Origin of the sequence: Dietzia sp. 179-F 9C3 NHS, assembly GCF_045369825.1 — a bacterium.
Lineage (GTDB): Bacteria > Actinomycetota > Actinomycetes > Mycobacteriales > Mycobacteriaceae > Dietzia.
In genome coordinates, this window is sequence record NZ_JBIQES010000002.1 from 242,887 (window position 1) to 262,758 (window position 19,872).

Here is a 19,872-nt window from a genome sequence, read left to right on the forward strand (position 1 = left end):
CCTATGTCAGGAGAGCATCGATGACCGAGCGCATCACCGTCGGCGGAATCCAGGTGGACGAGGTCCTGTACGAGTTCGTCAACACCGAGGCCCTTCCCGGCACCGGGATCGACCAGGACGCCTTCTGGGCCGGCACAGCGGAGATCTTCGCCGATCTCGCCCCCCGCAACCGGGAGCTGCTCGCCAAGCGCGACAGCCTGCAGCAGCAGATCGACGAGTGGCACCGCGCCAACCCCGGCCCGGTGGACGCCGCCGCGTACAAGGAGTTCCTCACCGGGATCGGCTACCTGCTCCCGCAGCCCGAGGGCGTCACCGCCACCACCGAGAACGTCGACGACGAGATCGCGGTCATTGCCGGCCCGCAGCTCGTGGTGCCGATCCTCAACGCGCGGTTCGCCCTCAACGCCGCCAACGCCCGCTGGGGCTCGCTGTACGACGCGCTCTACGGGACGGACGCCATCAGCGAGGAGGGTGGCGCCGCGAAGGGCGACTCGTACAACAAGGTGCGCGGCGACAAGGTGATCGCCTGGGCCCGTGAGTTCCTCGACGAGGCCGCGCCGCTCGAGTCGGCCTCGCACGCGGACGCCACCGGCTACGCGGTGGTCGACGGCGCGCTGCAGGTGACCCTGGGCCGTGGGGAGACCGTCGGGCTCAAGGACCCGGCCCAGCTCGTCGGCCTGCTCGGTGACGCCGCCGCACCGACCAACGTCCTGCTCCGTAACAACGGCCTGCACATCGACATCCAGATCGACCCCGACTCCCCCATCGGCTCTACCGATGCCGCGGGCGTCAAGGACGTGGTGCTCGAGTCCGCGGTCACCACGATCATGGACTTCGAGGACTCCGTCGCGGCGGTCGACGCCCGCGACAAGGTCCTCGGCTACCACAACTGGCTCGGCCTCAACCGGGGTGACCTCACCGAGGAGCTGTCCAAGGGCGGCAAGACCATCACCCGCGCGCTCAACGACGACCGGGTCTTCACCGCCCCCGACGGCTCCGGCGAGGTGCGCCTGCACGGCCGCTCGCTGCTGTTCGTCCGCAACGTGGGTCACCTCATGACGAACCCCGCCGTGCTCGACGCCGAAGGCGAGGAGCTACCCGAGGGCATCCTCGACGGGATCGTCACCTCTCTGTGTGCGCTGCAGGGCATGGCCGAGGAGAACGAGCGCCGTAACAGCCGCACGGGCTCGATCTACATCGTCAAGCCCAAGCAGCACGGCCCGGAGGAGGTGGCCTTCACCACCGAGCTGTTCGGTCGCGTGGAGAAGCTCCTCGGACTGCCGACCAACACGCTTAAGATGGGCATCATGGACGAGGAGCGGCGCACCACCGTCAACCTCGCCGCATGCATCGCGGAGGCCCGCGAGCGCGTCGTCTTTATCAACACCGGTTTCCTCGACCGCACCGGCGACGAGATCCACACCTCCATGGAGGCCGGGCCCATGATCCGCAAGGCGGACATGAAGTCCGCGCAGTGGATGACCTCGTATGAGGACTGGAACGTGGACACCGGCCTGGCCCTGGGCCTGCGCGGCCGCGCCCAGATCGGCAAGGGCATGTGGGCCAAGACCGAGCTCATGGCCGACATGCTCGCCGAGAAGATCGGCCAGCCCCGCGCGGGCGCCAACACCGCGTGGGTGCCCTCCCCGACGGGAGCGACCCTGCACGCCACCCACTACCACCGGGTGGACGTGGCCGCGCGACAGGAGGAGCTGCTCGCCGCTGGCCCCCGCGCGACGGTCGACGAGATCCTCACCATCCCGCTCGCCCCGGCCAACATGGTCTCGGGCTGGACAGAGGAGGAGAAGAAGGAGGAGGTCGACAACTCCTGCCAGACGATCCTCGGCTACGTGGTGCGCTGGGTCGAGCAGGGCGTCGGCTGTTCCAAGGTGCCGGACATCCACGACGTGGACCTCATGGAGGACCGGGCCACCCTGCGGATCTCCTCGCAGATGCTGGCAAACTGGATCCGCCACGGCGTCGTCACCGAGGAGTTCGTCGAGGACTCGCTCACCCGGATGGCCGCGATCGTCGACGAGCAGAACGCCGGCGACTCGCTCTACATCAATATGGCGCCGAGCGTCACCGAGTCGATCGCGTGGCAGGCCGCCCGTGAGCTCGTGCTCGAGGGCACCACGCAGCCGGCCGGCTACACCGAGCCGATCCTGCACCGCCGCCGCCGGGAGTTCAAGCAGGCCCACGGCCTCTGACCCCCGGCCCCGCGCCGCGCCACCCCGCCCCCGGCTCAGCTACATACGTAGAGGAGCCGGGGGCGGGGTCCGTCTATCCCGGCGACATCCCGAGGCCGGCGACGGCCGAGCGGAGGACGTCGACGGCAGCGTCGCGCCGGTCTGGCGTGAACCGTGCCTCCGGACCGGACGCGGAGATCGCGAACGCGGCGTCCCCCTCGCCGACGGCGATGGCCACGCAGCGCACGCCCTCCTCCTGCTCTGACTCGTCCGTGGCGTAGCCGGCCCGGCGGACCCGGGCGAGCTCCGCCAGGAGCGACTCCGGCTCGACGAGCGTCGCGTCGGTGTAGCGCCGCATCCCGGCCCTCCGGAGCATGGCGCGGACCTCGTCGTCATCGAGCCCGGCGACCAGCGCCTTGCCCACCGCCGTGCAGTGGACCTCGACCCGGCGGCCCACCTCGGTGAACATCCGCATCGAGTGGGGCGAGGGCACCTGCGCGAGGTACACCACCCCGTCGCCCTCCCGGACCGCGAGATTCGCGGTCTCACCTGTCCCGGCCACGACGGCTGCGAGCATCGGCTCCGCCCACGACGCGGTCGCGCGGGCCGCCGTGTCGCCCACCCGCTGCAGCCGCGGCCCGAGAAGGTAGTCCCGCCCGGCGTCACGACGCAGGTGCCCGGACTCGGCGAGCGTCGCGCAGAGCCGGTGGACGGTGGCCGCGGCCAGGCCGGTGTCGGCGACGATCTGCCCCAGCGTCGAGCGGCCGCCGCGACGGGTGAGGGCGTCGAGAATCGCGAAGGCACGGTCCACCGACTGGACCCGACCCCGCGACCCGCCCGACGCCGTCACGGCGACTCCCCCAGCAGGTCGAGGGCGCGCTCCACGACGGGCCCTCCGGAGGCGACGGCCCCGGCGTCCGTGTCCACCCACGCGATCCGGTGGTCGCGCCCGAACCACGAGCGTTGCCGGCGGACATACCGGCGGGTCCCGATCACGGTCCGCTCCACAGCCCGGGCCAGGCCGTCGTCGCCGATCCCCAGGCCGTCGTCCATCTCCTCGAGTACCTGGGCGTAGCCGATCGCCCGGCGGGCCGTCACCCCCTCGCGCAGCCCCACCGCGACCAGCCCCCGGATCTCCTCGACGAGCCCCCGCTCGAACATCTTCGCCGTCCGGGCCACGAGGCGCTCGTCGAGCTCGGGCAACACGCACCGGACGCCGAGCATCCGGGTGCCCCACCGTGGCTCGCCGATCGTCGGGCGCGACGCGGAGAACGGCCTGCCCGTCAGCTCCACCACCTCGAGCGCGCGAACGGTTCGCCGCGGGTCGGTGGGCAGGATGGTCTGCGCCGCGGCCGGGTCGATCCTGGCGAGCTCGTCGTGCAGGGCCCGCACCCCGATCTCCTCGAGCCGCCGCTCGTACCGGGCGCGTACCTCCGGGTCGGTGTCGGGGATCTCCCAGCCGTCCACAAGGGCCTGCACATACATCATCGAGCCCCCGCAGAGGATCGGCACGTGGCCGCGATCTCTGATCTCCGCGATCTCCCGCTCGGCCTCCCGCCGGTAGTCGGCGACACTCGCCGTCTCCGTGACGTCCAGCACGTCGAGCCGGTGATGGGGAATCCCGCGGCGTTCGGCAGGCGTGAGCTTGGCCGTGCCGATGTCCATGCCGCGGTACTGCTGCATGGCGTCGCAGTTCACCACCTCGCCGCCGAGCCTCTCGGCCAGGTCCAGGGCGAGCTCGGACTTCCCGGTGCCGGTGGGGCCCACCACCGCGATCGGTGCCCGGCCGGTCACGGGGCACCGCCCGACGACGAGCCAGGCCAGCGTGCGGCGTGGTAACCGACCCCGAACGGGGCGAACGAGACGGCTCCGGCGGCGGGCGCGTTGCCCACGACCCCGGCCAACGCGCGCCAGGCCGGCCAGCTCCACCACCCGATCTCCCCGGCCACGCCGGGCCCGGGGTCGGGCAGGGCGCCGCCGTCCCGCAGCCACGACGCGAGGTCTGCGTCGAGCGCGACCCCCCGCGGGTCCTCGGGCACCGGCGCCCGCGGCGTGAGCGAGGCGGGACCGTCCGCGACCACCACGAGCAGGGCACCGGCGTCCGCAGCGGGCGGGTTGCCGTCGACAGGGACGAAACGCCGCGGGAGGTCGATCCCGGCCCGGTCGAGGAACCACCACGCGATGAGCGCCGCGTCCGGGACGTCGCCGTCGGCCGCGACCGGAGCGCCGCACCGTCCCACCACGACCCGTGCTCCCCACCGCACAAGGCTCGCCCGCGCGTCACCGACGGTCCGTCCGGCCGGATCGACGCCGAGGACCGTCACGGTCGTGGCGTCCCGCGCCGCCGAGACGAGAAGCTCCGTCGCGGCACTGACACCCTCGCCGACGTCCACCGCGGCCGCCCCCGCCAGCTCGGGGACGAGCACGGGGGCGCCGGGGACGAGGACGACGGGGGTGGTCACACCCTGGAACACTACTGACCCCCGCGGCAGCGTCCCGCCGGTACTCGGGCCGTGAACCGCCGACACCAGACCTGCGGTTGGTACACACTAGGGGAATGTCCGGCCCGGAAGGTGTCGGCGAGGCGACGACCGGCGGGACGCCGGCGACGGTGCCGCGGCACGTGGCAGAAGGAGACGATGACGAGATGAGCGACCAGGCAGCCCCGACCCCCGGCGACACTCAGACGGCCGGTTCCGCTCCCAAGCCGGGCCCCCGCCCGGGCGCGCCCTCCCCCGCGGCGCTGGCCCGCAAGGTGGCACCGCGCCCGGCTCCCGTGGTCGAGCCGCACGCGCTCCCCGCATCGGACCCCTCCGCCTGGGGCCGGGTGGACGAAACCGGCGCCGTCTTCGTCCGCACCGCCGACGGCGAGCGGCAGGTCGGTTCATGGCAGGCCGGCTCCCCTGAAGAGGGACTGGCCCACTTCGGCACCCGCTTCGACGACCTCGCCGCCGAGGTGGGCCTGCTCGAGACTCGGCTCGACACCCACCCCCAGGACGCCCGGAAGACCCGCGCCTCCGCCGAGTCCCTCCTCGAGCAGCTCCCCACCGCCGCCGTCGTGGGCGACCTCGACTCGCTGTCCACCCAGCTCACCGGCGTCGTCGAGCGCTCCCACACCGTCGAGGCCGACGCCCGTCGACGCAAGGACGACCAACGGGCCGCCGCGATCGCCCGCAAGGAAGCGCTCGCCGCCGAGGCCGAGGAGATCGGTGAGTCGTCCACGCAGTGGAAGGCCGCCGGTGACCGCCTGCGGGACATCCTCGAGGAGTGGAAGACGATCCGCGGGATCGACCGCAAAACCGACGACGTGTTGTGGAAGCGATTCTCCCGCGCCCGGGAGGCGTTCAACCGCCGTCGCGGGTCCCACTTCGCCGAACTCGACCGCAACCGGGCCTCGTCCAAGAAGGTCAAGGAGGAGCTGGTCGAGCGCGCCGAGGCGATGTCCGGATCCACAGACTGGAACGAGACCGCGACCGCCTACCGCAAGCTCATGGACGAGTGGAAGGCCGCCGGGCGCGCGCCGCGCGAGGCCGACGACGCCCTGTGGAAGCGGTTCAAGGCGGCCCAGGACACCTTCTTCGACGCCCGCCATGCGGCGGCCGCCGAGCGGGACGCCGAGTTCGAGGCCAACGCCACCGCCAAGGAGGCACTCCTGGCCGAGTACGAGGGGCGCATCGACCCCGGGGCTGACCTCGCGGCGGCCCGTACCACGCTCCGCGAACTCCAGTCGCGGTGGGAGGACATCGGCAAGGTCCCCCGGAACCGGATCGGCGAGCTCGAGGGGCGCATCCGCGCGATCGAGAAGTCGGTCGCCGAGGCGGCCGATACCGAGTGGCGCCGCACCGACCCCGAGGCCAAGGCACGGGCCGGTCAATTCTGGGACCGGGTCCGCGACTTCGAGGACCAGGCCGAGAAGGCCGACGCCGCCGGTAGAGCCCAGGAGGCGGAGAAGGCGCGGGCCCAGGCCGCCCAGTGGCGGGAGTGGGCCGAGGCAGCCGAGAACGCGGTCGACACGCGCTGAACGCGCTCCCCGCCCGCGGTCCCGCCCGTGGGGCTGGTCAGTCGCCGCCCCCGCGCGTGTTGGCCTCGAGCTCACGCTGCTCCGGGGTGCGCGCCCACAGCACGCCGCCGAGCGTGGCGATGAGGGCCAGGACGAGGATCTCGCTGACATACATGCCGATGCCGGGGGCACCGAAGCCCTCGAAGTCCGGATTCGGCCCGCGGCCCGACTGGCGCAGCCAGATCGCCAGCACTCCGTAGACGGCCGCGATGAAGCTCGCGCTCCACGCGATCCCCGCGGCCCACCACTTCTGCGTGAGAATCATCAGTGCCCCGAACAGAATCGTGCCCACGGAGTAGACGAGCACGAACACGTGTGAGGGAAGCGAGGTCTGCTGCGCGCTCGCGGCGTCGGTGAAGAACAGGACGTCCACGCCCTTCACCCCATCGCTGTGCGGCAGGAGCAGCGCCGCGGCCAGGAGCACCACGAGCACGGCCGACGCGAGGTAGGCCCGCCCGATCACGAGAGTGCGGCCGAGGATCCGGTCCTTCGCGCGGGCTTCGGACTCGGCGGCCCGCGTCACGTCGAGGATCCCCTCGATGGGGTCGGGCCGATCGTCACTGGGGGTCACGCTGGGCATCCCTTCTCCGTGTTCTGCGTGGTCTCGCCACGGCGGATCGTCGGAAGACCGAGACCGACGCCGATCGGCGGCGTCTCGGGTTTCTCCCCCGCCTCGTGACGGTCCCCGGCACGGGTGGCGCGATGGGTGAGGATCCCGTCATCGGCGAGCAGGTGGTGGGGGGCGGCGGCCGTGACGATGGTCGTCACCACGTCGCCGGGACGGATGCGGCCGGCATCGGCGCCGGTGGGCGCGAAGTGCACGAGCCTTCCGTCGCGGGCACGTCCGGTCATGCGCGCGTTGGCCGCGTCCTTTCGGCCCTCATCCGCGGTGACGAGGAGCTCGACCTCACGCCCCACCTGTGCCCGGTTCTCCTCGAGCGTGATCCGCTCCTGGAGGGCGATGAGGCGCTCGTAGCGCTCCTGCACGACCGACTTGGGAATCTGGTTCTCCATGGTGGCCGCGGGCGTGCCCGGTCGCGGCGAGTACTGAAACGTGAACGCGCTCGTGAAGCGCGCCTTCTCGACAACGTCGAGGGTCGCCTGGAAGTCCTCCTCGGTCTCCCCGGGGAAGCCCACGATGATGTCGGTGGTGATGGCGGCGTGCGGCATCGCCGCGCGGACGCGGTCGAGGATCCCGAGGAAGCGCTCCGACCGGTACGAGCGGCGCATAGCGCGCAGGATCCGGTCCGAACCGGACTGCAGCGGCATGTGGAGCTGCGGGCACACGGCCGCGGTCTCGGCCATAGCTTCGATGACGTCGTCCGTGAACTCGGCCGGATGCGGAGAGGTGAACCGGATCCGCTCGATGCCCTCGATCGTCCCGGCCGCGCGGAGCAGCTTGGCGAAGGCCCCCTTGTCGGAGGGCTCGCCGGGGTCGTGGAACGACCGGCCGTAGGCGTTGACATTCTGTCCCAGGAGCGTCACCTCGAGCACACCCTCGTCGGCCAGCGCGCGCATTTCGGCCAGGACCTCGCCGGGGCGCCGGTCCACTTCCTTGCCGCGCAGCGACGGGACGATGCAGAACGTGCAGGTGTTATTGCACCCCACGGAGACCGACACCCAGCCCGCGTACGAGGACTCGCGGGTGGCGGGCAGCGTCGAGGGGAAGTGCTGGAGCGACTCGGCGATCTCCACCTCGGCCCGACTGTTGTGCCGCGACCGCTCGAGGAGGGCGGGCAGGTGGCCGAGGTTGTGGGTGCCGAACACGACGTCGACCCACGGCGCCCGGCCGACGACCGCGTCCTTGTCCTTCTGCGCAAGGCAGCCACCCACCGCGATCTGCAACCGCGGGTTGGCGTCCTTCCACGGCCGCAGGTGGCCGAGGGTGCCGTAGAGGCGGTTGTCCGCGTTCTCGCGGACGGCGCAGGTGTTGAAGACCACGAGGTCGGGCAGCCGGCCGGCGGACACGTCGGCCTCTCCCACGAAGGGAACGTACCCGGCGGCGTCGAGCACCCCGGACAGGCGTTCCGAGTCGTGGACGTTCATCTGGCACCCAAAGGTGCGCACCTGGTACGTGCGGCCGACGACCTCCGCTGAGCGGGTGTCGACCTCCGCCGTCTCCTGGTCCGTCACGAGAGAATCCACGCAGGCCAGGGTACTGAAGGACCGCACCTGGGGGTAATCGCCGCTGGGCCCCCGCCCCCGGCCCTCACCAGCCTGCGGCGGCGAGCTCGGCGTCCACCACGGACATCGCCAGCCCGGTCGGGTAACCGCGCCGGGCGAGGAACGCGACGAGCCTCCGGCGCTCGCCGAGCCGGTCGCGCGCCGCGCCGCCGGTGCCCGGCCGACGAGCGAGTCGGGAGCGGACGAGCTCCGCTGCGTGGTCCCGTTCCTCGTCGTCGGCGATCCCCGCCACCGCGCCGGCGATGTGGACCTCGGCGACTCCCTTCTCCCGCAGCTCGCGTTGGAGCGCGCCGCGGGAGCGCCCCCGGCGGCGGCGTCGGCCCCGGACCCACTCGGCGGCGAAGTCGGCGTCGTCCACCAGCCCCCAGGCCCGGATGCGGTCGACCGCCTCATCGATCGTCGCGGACTCGTATTCCCTGGCCGCCAACCGCTCGCGTAGCTCGTGCTCGCTCCGGGGCCGGTGCCGGAGCAGCCGCAGCGCCGCCTTGGCCGCCTCGTGGGCGTCCGGGCTCAGCGGGGGGAGGTCGGCCGTGGCCGAGCCGCGGGAATCCACCGCGGCGACCGCGGCTCGGAGCGCCTCCAGGTCGATGGGCCGCCGCGGTCCCGCCGCCGGCATCAGAAGTCGACGGGCACGACGTCGATCGGCGCGTCGGCGTCCGCCTCGATCTCCGCGATCTCGGCGCCGGCGCCGATGTTGAGCTTGTCGAGGATCTTGCGCTCGATCTCGTCCCGCACGTCAGGGTTCTCCTTGAGGTACCGGCGGGCGTTCTCCTTCCCCTGTCCGAGCTGGTCGGTGCCGTAGGTGAACCACGAGCCGGACTTCTTGATGAAGCCGTTCTCCACGCCCATGTCGATGAGCGAGCCCTCCCGGCTGATGCCCTCGCCGTAGAGGATGTCGAACTCCGCGATCTTGAACGGCGGCGCGACCTTGTTCTTGACCACCTTGACCTTGGTGCGGTTGCCCACCGCGTCGGCGCCGTCCTTGAGCGTCTCGATCCGGCGCACGTCCAGCCGTACCGACGCGTAGAACTTGAGCGCCTTGCCGCCGGTCGTGGTCTCCGGCGAACCGAACATCACGCCGATCTTCTCGCGGAGCTGGTTGATGAAGATCGCGGTGGTCCCGGAGTTGTGGAGCGCGCCGGTCATCTTGCGCAGTGCCTGGCTCATGAGCCGGGCCTGCAGGCCCACGTGGCTGTCGCCCATCTCGCCCTCGATCTCCGCGCGGGGCACGAGCGCGGCGACGGAGTCGATGACGATGATGTCGATCGACCCCGACTTGACCAGCATGTCCGCGATCTCCAGGGCCTGCTCGCCGGTGTCCGGCTGCGAGACGATGAGGTTGTCCGTGTCCACCCCGAGCCGACGCGCGTACTCCGGATCCAGCGCGTGCTCGGCGTCGATGAACGCGGCGATCCCGCCGGCGGCCTGCGCGTTGGCGACGGCGTGGAGCGCGACGGTGGTCTTACCGGAGGACTCCGGCCCATAGACCTCCACGACGCGACCGCGGGGGAACCCGCCCACGCCGAGCGCCACGTCGAGCGACAGCGCGCCCGACGGGATGACCTTGACCGGCGGACGCGTGTCGTCGCCCAGTCGCATGACCGAGCCCTTCCCGAAGGCCTTGTCGATCTGCGCGAGGGCGAGCTCGAGCGCCTGCTCGCGGCCCTGCGTCTTGTCCTTGCTCTTACCTGCCACGGCCTTACCTGCCATCAGCTGCTCTCCGTTCGTCTACGACCCCGGTGCCCCACCGGCGGGTCTCTGTCTGCCTTCTCGGTCCGGACGCTACGGGTCGGGTACGACACGAACCGCCGCGCGATCCCCCGACGGCCCCGCCCTGTGGAGGGACGGGGCCCTGTGGAGAGGGATCCGCGCGGTCACGGGTCCCGAGTGTAGACGAACGGATGTTCGAGATGGTGCGACACGCCGCGGTGCGGGCGCCCGGGATCGCTATCGATCCACCTCGGGGACGTCGAACTCCTCGCACAGTGCGAGCCACACCCGTTTCACGGATTCGCCGGCGTCGATCGCCTCCGCGGCGGTCCGACCGCCACACGCGGACAGGTGGTGGGTCCGGACGAGGTGGTCGGCCCGCAGCGACCCGAACACCTCCCCGGTCCGTTCCCGGAACTCGGTCAACGTCACCCCTGTTCCCCCTCCCCGGAGACGACGGCGGGCCGCCGGCGCGGACGCCGACGGCCCGGGGCCTATGCGATCACTACTGCTGTTCGGACTGCGCCTGCTGCTGCGGCGGCGTGGCCGGGGCCGACTGGCCCGCCGAGAGCTGCCCGGTGGCGCCGGAGCCCTGCTCGAGCTGCCCGCCCTCGGCCCTCATGGACGCCCGGATCTGCTCGAGGCGGCTGTGGCCGGCGAGTTGGGTGGAGGCCTGCTCGACCTCGAGCATGCGCCCCTGCACAGAGTTCTGGGCGAGCTCAGCGGAGCCGAGCGCGTTGGCGTAGCGGCGCTCGATCTTCTCGCGGACCTGGTCCAGGTTCGGGGTGTTGCCCCCGGCCGACATCTCCGACATGGACTGCAGGGACGCGCTGACCTGCTCCTGCATCTTGGCCTGCTCGAGCTGGCTGAGCAGCTTGGTGCGCTCCGCCACCTTCTGCTGGAGCACCATGGCGTTCTGCTCGACGGCCTTCTTGGCCTGCGCGGCGGCCTGCAGCGACTGGTCGTGCAGCCCCTTGAGGTCCTCGACGCTCTGCTCGGCGGTGACGAGCTGCGCGGCAAAGGCCTCCGCGGCGTTCTCGTACTCGGTCGCCTTCTGCGCGTCACCGTTCTGGCGGGCCTGGTCGGACATCTGCAGGGCCTGGCGCGTGGAGCCCTGCAGCTTCTCGATCTCGGCGAGCTGACGGTTGAGCTTCATCTCCAGCTGGCGCTGGTTGCCGATGACCGCTGCCGCCTGCTGCGAGAGCTGCTGGTGCTGACGCTGCGCGTCCGCGATCGCCTGCTGGATCTGCACCTTCGGATCGGCGTTCTCGTCGATCTTCGAATCGAACAGCGCCATGAGGTAGCGCCATGCCTTGACGAACGGATTGGCCATCGCTGCGTTGTGTCCTTCTGCCGATTCGGACGACGGGTCGGTACCACGGTACCGAACGGGGTCGGTATACGACCACCGACGTCCTGGTGGGTCTGGTGACGTGCGGTTCAGGCCGCGAGCACCGGCTCGGCGACCGTCCCGGGCGGGGAGACCTCGAGTGCGGCGCGGATGAGTATCTCACCCAGCGACACGTCGAGGGCGTCGGACACCGCGGCCAGGAGCTCGCTCGAGGCCTCCTTGCGGCCGCGTTCGATCTCGGAGAGGTAGCCGGGGCTGACCCGGGCGACATCGGCGACGTCCCGGAGGGTGCGGCCGGTCTCCCCGCGCAGCCCGCGGAGGACCGTCCCCAGGGCCTCCCGGAGCAGCGGACGCCCGGGCCGGTCGTCCGGTCGGGGCAGCGTGGTCATCTGGATGTTCGGCATCACGGGGTACAACGCCTCACGCGCCGGTTTCGTTCCCGAGGATCTCGAGCAGCCGGTCGATGGCCACCTCGCACGCGGCCTCACGGATCCGCGCGCGATTCCCCCGCAGCGCCGGCGCGAGGACCTCCGCGTGCCCGTCCGGCCCGGAGACCCCCACGTAGACGGTCCCCGCCGGGTGTCCCTCCTGGAGGTCGGGGCCGGCCACGCCGGTCAGCCCGATCCCCACGTCGGCACCGCACCGCGACCGCGCCCCGTCCGCCAGCGCCGCAGCGGTCTCGCGGGAGACCGCGCCGTGCCGCGCGAGCACCTCGTCGGGGACACCGGCCAGGGTGTGCTTGAGGTCGGTGGCGTAGACGACGAGCCCGCCGCGCAGGACGGCGGAGGCCCCGGGCACCGCGGCGATCCGCGACGCGAGCAGGCCGGCGGTGAGCGACTCAGCGGTGGCCACGGTGAGGCCGCGGGCGGACAGTCGGGCGACGAATTCCGTCTCCCGCGCGCTCACGCCGCGCTCCGAGCCGCCCGCCGCGCCTTCAGGAGGTAGTCGATACCCGTGTACACGGTGAGCACCACCGCGATACCCACCACGATCCACTCGATCGGCCAGAACCAGTGCGGCAGTGGCAGGATGAGCATGCCCACACCGACCGACTGCGTCACTGTCTTGAGTTTCCCCCCGGGACTGGCCGCCACGACGTGATCCACCCCGAACAGGCGCCACAGGGTGATGCCGACCTCACGGACGAGCACGACGACGGTGACCCACCAGTACAGCTCGCCGATGACGGACAGGGAGATCATCGCCGCCGCCATCAGCGCCTTGTCGGCGATGGGGTCAGCGATCTTGCCGAAGTCGGTGACCAGCCCGAGCCGGCGGGCGAGGTAGCCGTCGATGTAGTCGGTGCCCATGGCGACGACGAAGGCGACGAACGCCCCCAGCCGCCACCACGGGTCCTGGGCGCCGGCCACGAAGAAGATCACGAGGAACACCGGGACCAGCACGATCCGCAGCACGGTGAGGACGTTGGCGACGTTGAGGACGGGGACCTCGGCGGAGGGTCGACCCTCGTCGGCGGGGGAAGCGGTCACCCCCACACCTTAGCCACGGCCGTCGTCATACCCTGGACCCGCACGTCCCACCCGAGACCGAGGGAGCCCGCCGCCGATGCCGTTCTTCGCCGTCACCTACACCTACGAGCCCGCGCAGACCGAGGAACGCGAGGCCAACAAGCCCGCCCACCGAGAGTGGCTGTCCTCCCAGGTGTATCGGGGTGCCATCCGGTCGGTCGGGCCCTTCGTCGACGGCAGCGGCGCCCTGCTGCTCGTGTCGGCACCCGACACGGACGCCGCGCGTGCGCTGGTCGATGAGGACCCCCACTGTCTGCGCGGACTGGTGTCGGACATCACCGTCCGGGAGTGGATGCCGGTCTACGGCCTGTTGACCTGACGGCCCGCCGTCCCACTCATCCGACGGGCGCCGGGTCCAGGTCGTCGGTCGCGGCGGCGGCGCCGTCGGCCGCGTCCGCCGGCGGCTCCCCGCCCTTGATCATCCACAGCACCGAGGCGAGCTCCTCGGGCTTGACCAGCACCTCGCGTGCCTTGGACCCCTCGGAGGGGCCGACGATGTCGCGGGTCTCCATGAGGTCCATGAGCCGACCGGCCTTGGCGAAGCCCACGCGCAGCTTGCGCTGCAACATCGAGGTCGAGCCGAACTGACTGGACACGACCAGTTCGACGGCGGCCAGCAGGTCATCGAGGTCGTCGCCGATGTCGCCGTCGATCTCCTTCTTGTCGCCCTCCTTGGCCGAGGTCACCGACTCGTCGTAGTCGGGCTCCGCCTGGTTCTTGGCAAAGTCCACGACCTCGTGGATCTCCTCGTCGGTGATGAAGGCACCCTGCATGCGGATGGGCCGCGAGGCGCCCATGGGGATGAAGAGCCCGTCGCCCATGCCGATGAGCTTCTCGGCGCCGGGTTGGTCGAGGATGACCCGGGAGTCCGTGAGCGACGAGGTGGCGAAGGCCAACCGCGACGGCACGTTGGTCTTGATGAGACCGGTCACGACGTCGACCGACGGCCGCTGGGTCGCGAGCACCAGGTGGATGCCCGCCGCGCGAGCCTTCTGGGTGATGCGGACGATCGCGTCCTCGATGTCGCGCGGGGCCGTCATCATGAGGTCCGCGAGCTCGTCCACCACGGCCACGATGTACGGGTACGGGCGGTACTCGCGCTCGCTGCCGGGCGGGGTGGTGATCTCGCCCGACTTGACGCGCTCGTTGAAGTCGGTGATGTGCCGCACGCGCGTTGACTTCATGTCCTGGTAGCGCTGCTCCATCTCCTCGACGAGCCACGCCAGCGCTGCCGCCGCCTTCTTGGGCTGCGTGATGATGGGGGTGATGAGGTGCGGGATGCCCTCGTACGGCGTGAGCTCCACCATCTTGGGGTCCACCAGGATGAGCCGCACCTCGTCCGGGGTGGCCCGGGTGAGCAGCGAGACGAGCATGGAGTTGACGAAGCTCGACTTGCCCGAGCCGGTCGAGCCGGCCACGAGCAGGTGCGGCATCTTGGCCAGGTCGGCGGTGACGAAGTCGCCCTCGATGTCCTTGCCGAGGCCGATGAGCATCGGGTTGTGCTTGGCCGCGGTCCCGGGGTCGGTGAGGACGTCGGCCAGGCGGACCATCTCGCGGTCGTGGTTGGGCACCTCGATGCCCACCGCGGACTTGCCGGGGATGGGCGCGAGGAGCCGTACGTTGTCCGTGGCCACCGCGTAGGCGATGTTGCGGTGCAGGGCGGTGATCTTCTCGACCTTGACGCCCGGCCCCAGCTCGACCTCGTACCGAGTGACCGTCGGCCCGCGGGTGAACCCGGTGACGGCGGCGTCGATCTTGAACTGCTCGAGAACGCCCTGGATGGCCTCGATCATCTGGTCGTTGGATTCGCTGCGCGCCTTGGGCGGGTCGCCGGCCTTGAGCAGGCTCACCGGCGGGAGCGTGTAGTCGATCCCGCTGAGCAGCTGCTTCTGCGAGTCCATGCGCTCGGCTTCGGCGTCTGCGGCCGTGTGCGTGCTCGGTTTGTTGGTCTGCGGAACCTCGCTCGACTCGGTGGTCCCCGCGTCGGGCGTGGCCTTGGTGTCCGCCGCCGCGGCGGACCCGGCCCGACGGGGCCGCCGCGGAGCGGGCGCCTCGCTGGTGGTGTCGACCTCCGGTGCGGGCTCCGGCACTGGCGCGGGCGGCATCTCCACCGTCTCGCCGGTGGTGGGAGTATCCGACCACGCGGCGACGCGACGCCGGTTCGACCGCCGCGCCGGGCGGGGGGCCTCCTCGGTGGGCGCGTCCAGCTCGTCGAGCGGGTACGCGGTGGTGGCGTCGGGGTCCTCCCAGTCGTCGTCCCCCTCGTAGACGAGGTCGCCCGAGCCGTCCCAGCCGAAGAACCCGCGGACGAGGCCCGGGATCTCCCGCGCGGGGCGGCCAACGATGACGAGGACGCCGAACACGACGAGGAGCACGAGCAGCGGCACGGCGACGAAGACCGAGACGGCGGCCTCCAGGCCCCCGCCGATGACGCGGCCCAGGACGCCCGCTCCCGCGCGGATGCCCGCGGGGTCGGCGGGCGACCCGGCGCCGAGGTGCCACAGGCCGAGCACCCCCAGCGAGGTCACGGTCGTGCCCACGAGCCAGCGGGAGTGGACGTCGGGGCGAGGCTCGCGCGCCATGACGAGCACACCCCAGCCTGCGAGCAGGAGCGGCAGCACCGCACCCGGCGTGCCGACGACGGTGCGGACCCCGGTGTCGAGCCAGTCGCCGACCGGACCGGCGGCGCCGAACCACACGGCGCCCGCCATCAGGATCGCGACGCCCAGCAGGACCAGCCCGAGACCGTCCCGGCGGTGCGGCGGGAGTTCGCGCTCGTCGTCGCCCCCTCCCCCGAGGCCACGGACCCCGTGGCCGACACCCTTGGCCACCGCCGACCACCCCCCGCGCAGGCCACGCCCGACGGCGCCGAACGCTCCGGACGTGCGCTCGGGAGCGACGGTGCGGCGAGTGTCGCCGCCGCGGGCCACTCCGCGCGTGCCGGCCCGCGGCGTGGACACCACAGAGCCGCGGCGCGGCGACGACGAGGCCGACGCAGCCCTCGCGCTCCGCTGCGCGCCGGATTTCGCGGCCGGACGTCGTCCACCGGGGGCACGGGTCGATCGCGTGCTCGAGCTGGATGCCATGGGTGTCACTCTAGCCCCTGACGATCCCATTGGTAACAGCAGCCACAGGCGTGCCGTGTGCTCAGATCCCCCGGGACACCGCCAGCACCGCCTCGATACCGTCCTCGGGGCCGGAGACGTCCACGTGCACCGGGTCGCGGCCAAACGCCCAGAGCAGCATCTCGACCGGCGCGGCGGTCACGCTCACGACCGGCGCGACGGCCGCTCCGGCGGTGACCGCGCGGCCACGCTCGAGCCGTACCCCCGGCGGGGTGGTCAGCTCGATCCTGGCGGGAACGCGGCGCAAGACGGTCCGTGCGACGGTGGTCGCCAGGGACCAGATGCGGTCGAGGTCCTCCGCGCCGAACTCCCGCTCACTCCACACCTCTCGCGCGCGCAGGACGTCCTCGTGGTGCACGAGGTACTCCGCGGCGTTGGCCACCTGGTCGGCGTAACGAAACGGCGAATACCAGGGGGCGCCGCCGTCGATCCGGTCGAGCAACTCGTCCCAGTCCCGGTCGGCCTCGCGGAGCCGTAACTCCTCGAGCCGGGGCGCAAGGGCCGGGACGAGCACGCCGGCCGCCGCGTCGGGCCGCCCCTCCCGCACCACGAGGTGCGCGGCGAGGTCCCGGGTGGTCCAGCCCTCGCACAGGGTGGGCGCGTCCGGACCCGCAGCTCGCAACGAGCGCACCAGTGCGCTGCGTTCGCGGCGGGCCAGCGTCGGGCGATCGGCACCCACGGGGCTCAGCCCTCGCCCGTGTCCGAGGTGATGACCGTGGGCACGATCATCGGCTTGCGGCGCCACTTGTCGGCCACCCAGCGGCCGACCGTGCGGCGCACCGCCTGAGCCAGGCGGTACGGGTCGGTCTCACCCTCGCCCGCGAGGTCCCAGAGGGCGTTCTCGACGAGGTCCACGACGGGGGCGAGCGCGCCCGGCTCGTCGGTGAAGCCCTTGCCGATGATCTGCGGCCTGCTCACCGGGCGGCCGGTGCGCGGGTCGACCACGACGGTGGCCACGATGAACCCGTCCTCGCCGAGGACGGTGCGGTCCGCGAGCACGGTGTCGCCGACGTCGCCGGTGGACAGTCCGTCCACGTAGAGGTTGCCGACCGGGATCTGGCCCACGACGGACGCCTTGCCGTCGACCAGCTCCACCACCACGCCGTTCTGCGCCAGCACCACGTTGCTCTCCGGCACGCCGGTGGCGATCGCGAGCGCTTTGTTGGCGCGCAGATGGCGCCACTCGCCGTGCACCGGCATGGCGTTCTTGGGCCGGACGGCGTTGTAGATGAACAGCAGCTCGCCGGAGTAACCGTGCCCGGAGACGTGGACGTCGGCGTCGCGCCCGGTGATCACGTGGACGCCCATCTGCGACAGGCTGTTCATCACGCCGAAGACGGCCTCCTCGTTGCCCGGGACGAGCGACGAGGAGAAGATCACGGTGTCGCCCTCGGAGAGGTTGACCTGCCGGTGCTCGCGCCGCGCCATCCGCGACAGGCCGGCCATCGACTCTCCCTGCGTGCCGGTGGTCACCACGACGAGCTTCTCGGCCGGCAGCTTGGCGGCCGAGTCCATGTCGACGATGACGTTCGACGGGTCGGAGAGCAGGCCCATCTCCAGCGCGATCTCCATGTTGCGGAGCATCGAGCGGCCGTTGAGCGCCACCTTGCGGCCGGCGGCGGCAGCGGCGTCGATGGCGGACTGGACGCGGTAGACGTTCGAGGCGAAGCAGGCCACCACGACGAGCTTGCGCGCGTCGCCGATGAGCCGCTCGAGCGCGGGCAGCACGCCGGCCTCCGACGGGCTGATCCCGGGTGTCGTGGCGTTGGTGGAGTCAACCAACAGCAGGTCGATGCCCTCGTCGCCGAAGCGCGACATCTTGGGCAGGTCGGTGGGCCGCTTGTCGGTGGGCAGCTGATCGAGCTTGATGTCGCCGGTCATCATCACCGAGTTGCCCCCGGCGGTGATCACCACGCCGAGGCACTCGGGGATCGAGTGGTTGACGTCGTAGTAGCGGACCTCGAACGCCCCGAACGAGGAGACGCTGGCCTCGTCGACCTCGTGGAACACCGGCTTGATGCGGTGCTCGCGGCACTTGGCCGCCACCAGGGCGAGGGTGAACTTGGAGCCGACGATCGGGATGTCCGGCCGGAGCTTGAGCAGGAACGGGATGGCGCCGATGTGGTCCTCGTGTCCGTGCGTGAGCACGAGCGCCTCGACATCCTCCAAGCGGTCCTCGATGTGCCCGAAGTCGGGGAGGATGAGGTCGACACCGGGCTCGGTGGAGCTCGGGAAGAGGACGCCGCAGTCCACGATGAGCAGCTTCGAGTTGTACTCGAACACGGTCATGTTGCGGCCGATCTCGGAGATGCCGCCGAGCGCGACGATGCGCATGGCGCCCTTGCGCGCCTTGGGCGGGCTGGGCAGCCGGACCGTCATGTCCGCGCCCTGCATCGTGACGAAGCCGCCGATGTCGGCCGTCGACGAGTCGCCACGACCGCGGCCGCGACCACGTCCGCCGCGGCCCCGGCCGCCGCCCTGCGACGCCCCCTGGCCGCCGGTGCCGGAGCCCTTACGACCCTGGCCTCCGTCGCCGTTACCGTCGCCGGAGGCCTTGGCGGACCAGGTACCGGACTTCCCGCCGGAGGCGGAGGACCCGCCGCCGCGCGAGCCGGATGAGCCGCGTCCGCGGGAGCCGCCCTCGGACCCGGGCTTCTCGGTGGCCGCGGAGGCCGCGGCCGGCTCGGTGAACTCCGGCGTCGCGGGGACGGCGGCGGGCTCGCCGCTCGGCCGTCCGGCCGCCCTGCGGGGGCGGCCGCGTCCGCGGGAACCGGTGGGGGTGTCGGTCATGTGGTGACTCCTGCTCTGTGGAGCAGCGACGCCAGCGCGTCCCGCTGCTCGGTGGTAGGGGGTAGTTGCGGGAGACGCGGCACTCCGGCCGGGATCCCGAGAAGTTCCAGTGCGGCCTTGGACATCGACACGCCACCGAGCGCCCTCTGGGCGTCGAACAGCGGGAGGAGTCCCAGGTTGATGCGTCGTGCGGTCTCGTTGTCGCCCGCGAGGTAGGCGCGGCGGAGTTCGACGAGGCGCGGGGCGGCCACGTGGCCGATCACGCTGACGAAGCCGCACGCGCCCACGGCGAGCCACGGGAGGTTGAGCTGGTCATCGCCCGAGTAGTAGGCGAGGTCACAGTGGGTCATGACGGTGAGCGCGTCGTGGAAGTCGCCCTTGGCGTCCTTGACGGCCACGATGTTGGGGTGCTCGGCCAACCCGATGAGGGTGTCGGCCTGGATCGGCACCACTGACCTGGGCGGGATGTCGTAGAGCATCACCGGGCGATCGGTGGCGTCGGCCACAGCCCGGAAGTGCGCGTCGAGGCCCGCCTGGGTGGGCTTGGAGTAGTAGGGGGTGACGACGAGCATGCCGTGCGCCCCGGATGCGGCCGCCTGGCGCGCGTTGTAGACCGAGTGCGCGGTGTCGTACGTCCCGACACCGGCGACGATCGTCGCGCGGTCGCCCACGGTGGCCAGGACGGTGTCCAGGACCGCGATCTTCTCCGCATCCGTGGTGGTGGGCGACTCGCCCGTGGTTCCCGACACCACGAGCCCGTCGCAGCCGGAGTCCACGAGGTGCTCCGCGACCCTGGCCACGGCGCGCAGGTCCAGGTGGCCGTCCCGCCCGAAGGGGGTGATCATCGCCGTGATGACGCTGCCGAAGGGGCCGCCGCGCCGGGGATCGGCATCGGCGGTCGGCGCCGGGCCCCCCGAGGTCACGTGTGTCATGG

At 71.8% G+C, this 19,872-nt stretch carries 19 protein-coding genes; 3 read left to right on the forward strand and 16 right to left on the reverse strand.

The genetic code is table 11. From position 1 onward, the window contains the following. Positions 1-20: 20 nt before the first annotated feature. Entirely contained in the window at positions 21-2,210 is a 2,190-nt protein-coding gene (locus ACH0BZ_RS03475) for a malate synthase G (protein ID WP_406896565.1), read from the forward strand. Between the two features lie 73 nt (positions 2,211-2,283). On the opposite strand, the gene ACH0BZ_RS03480 is transcribed toward ACH0BZ_RS03475, so the two are convergent. From ACH0BZ_RS03480 to ACH0BZ_RS03490, 3 genes are read right to left on the reverse strand one after another with little or no spacing between them, the layout of a single operon-like run. After that, positions 2,284-3,039, reverse strand: coding sequence for an IclR family transcriptional regulator (locus tag ACH0BZ_RS03480; RefSeq protein ID WP_406896566.1), 756 nt, complete (start codon positions 3,037-3,039; stop codon positions 2,284-2,286). Next, the gene (miaA, locus tag ACH0BZ_RS03485) at positions 3,036-3,983 is read right to left on the reverse strand and encodes a tRNA (adenosine(37)-N6)-dimethylallyltransferase MiaA (RefSeq protein WP_406896567.1); all 948 of its coding nucleotides are present in this window, start codon (positions 3,981-3,983) and stop codon (positions 3,036-3,038) included. Before miaA ends, ACH0BZ_RS03480 begins: the two co-directional genes overlap by 4 nt. Further along, positions 3,980-4,651, reverse strand: coding sequence for a hypothetical protein (locus ACH0BZ_RS03490; protein ID WP_406896568.1), 672 nt, complete (start codon positions 4,649-4,651; stop codon positions 3,980-3,982). Before ACH0BZ_RS03490 ends, miaA begins: the two co-directional genes overlap by 4 nt. A gap of 185 nt (positions 4,652-4,836) precedes the next feature. Here ACH0BZ_RS03490 and ACH0BZ_RS03495 point away from each other — a divergent pair, with 185 nt between their 5' ends. Further along, complete coding sequence (locus ACH0BZ_RS03495; protein WP_406896570.1) at positions 4,837-6,210, forward strand: DUF349 domain-containing protein; 1,374 nt, start codon at positions 4,837-4,839, stop codon at positions 6,208-6,210. Between the two features lie 37 nt (positions 6,211-6,247). Here the strand turns inward: ACH0BZ_RS03495 and ACH0BZ_RS03500 are convergent, their stop codons facing one another. The 9 genes from ACH0BZ_RS03500 to pgsA form a co-directional block, all read right to left on the reverse strand. Continuing rightward, complete coding sequence (locus ACH0BZ_RS03500) at positions 6,248-6,829, reverse strand: hypothetical protein (protein WP_406896571.1); 582 nt, start codon at positions 6,827-6,829, stop codon at positions 6,248-6,250. Further along, positions 6,817-8,382, reverse strand: a complete 1,566-nt coding sequence (miaB, locus tag ACH0BZ_RS03505) for a tRNA (N6-isopentenyl adenosine(37)-C2)-methylthiotransferase MiaB (protein ID WP_406896786.1) — start codon at positions 8,380-8,382, stop codon at positions 6,817-6,819. Before miaB ends, ACH0BZ_RS03500 begins: the two co-directional genes overlap by 13 nt. A gap of 76 nt (positions 8,383-8,458) precedes the next feature. Then, positions 8,459-9,049: a regulatory protein RecX gene (locus ACH0BZ_RS03510; protein WP_406896572.1), complete on the reverse strand. Its 591-nt coding sequence runs from the start codon at positions 9,047-9,049 to the stop codon at positions 8,459-8,461. Beyond that, positions 9,049-10,143, reverse strand: coding sequence for a recombinase RecA (gene recA, locus ACH0BZ_RS03515; RefSeq protein WP_406896573.1), 1,095 nt, complete (start codon positions 10,141-10,143; stop codon positions 9,049-9,051). Before recA ends, ACH0BZ_RS03510 begins: the two co-directional genes overlap by 1 nt. Before the next feature lie 237 nt (positions 10,144-10,380). Then, entirely contained in the window at positions 10,381-10,575 is a 195-nt protein-coding gene (locus ACH0BZ_RS03520; protein ID WP_406896574.1) for a DUF3046 domain-containing protein, read from the reverse strand. A gap of 73 nt (positions 10,576-10,648) precedes the next feature. Further along, on the reverse strand, positions 10,649-11,476 hold the full coding sequence (locus tag ACH0BZ_RS03525; protein ID WP_406896575.1) for a PspA/IM30 family protein: 828 nt from the start codon (positions 11,474-11,476) through the stop codon (positions 10,649-10,651). Between the two features lie 107 nt (positions 11,477-11,583). Further along, positions 11,584-11,898, reverse strand: coding sequence for a helix-turn-helix domain-containing protein (locus ACH0BZ_RS03530; protein WP_406896787.1), 315 nt, complete (start codon positions 11,896-11,898; stop codon positions 11,584-11,586). 16 nt (positions 11,899-11,914) lie between these two features. Beyond that, complete coding sequence (locus ACH0BZ_RS03535; protein WP_406896576.1) at positions 11,915-12,400, reverse strand: nicotinamide-nucleotide amidohydrolase family protein; 486 nt, start codon at positions 12,398-12,400, stop codon at positions 11,915-11,917. Then, on the reverse strand, positions 12,397-12,984 hold the full coding sequence (gene pgsA / locus ACH0BZ_RS03540) for a CDP-diacylglycerol--glycerol-3-phosphate 3-phosphatidyltransferase (protein WP_406896577.1): 588 nt from the start codon (positions 12,982-12,984) through the stop codon (positions 12,397-12,399). Before pgsA ends, ACH0BZ_RS03535 begins: the two co-directional genes overlap by 4 nt. 76 nt (positions 12,985-13,060) lie before the next feature. Between pgsA and ACH0BZ_RS03545 the strand changes: the two genes are divergently transcribed. Further along, complete coding sequence (locus tag ACH0BZ_RS03545) at positions 13,061-13,342, forward strand: YciI family protein (RefSeq protein ID WP_406896578.1); 282 nt, start codon at positions 13,061-13,063, stop codon at positions 13,340-13,342. 16 nt (positions 13,343-13,358) lie between these two features. On the opposite strand, the gene ACH0BZ_RS03550 is transcribed toward ACH0BZ_RS03545, so the two are convergent. The 4 genes from ACH0BZ_RS03550 to dapA form a co-directional block, all read right to left on the reverse strand. Further along, a complete protein-coding gene (locus tag ACH0BZ_RS03550; protein ID WP_406896579.1) occupies positions 13,359-16,109 on the reverse strand; it encodes a DNA translocase FtsK in 2,751 nt (916 codons plus the stop codon). Between the two features lie 61 nt (positions 16,110-16,170). After that, on the reverse strand, positions 16,171-16,827 hold the full coding sequence (locus tag ACH0BZ_RS03555) for a TIGR03085 family metal-binding protein (protein WP_406896580.1): 657 nt from the start codon (positions 16,825-16,827) through the stop codon (positions 16,171-16,173). 5 nt (positions 16,828-16,832) lie between these two features. After that, a complete protein-coding gene (locus ACH0BZ_RS03560; protein WP_406896581.1) occupies positions 16,833-18,938 on the reverse strand; it encodes a ribonuclease J in 2,106 nt (701 codons plus the stop codon). Further along, the gene (gene dapA, locus ACH0BZ_RS03565; protein ID WP_406896582.1) at positions 18,935-19,870 is read right to left on the reverse strand and encodes a 4-hydroxy-tetrahydrodipicolinate synthase; all 936 of its coding nucleotides are present in this window, start codon (positions 19,868-19,870) and stop codon (positions 18,935-18,937) included. The genes ACH0BZ_RS03560 and dapA overlap by 4 nt, the downstream gene beginning before the upstream one ends. Positions 19,871-19,872: the final 2 nt, after the last annotated feature.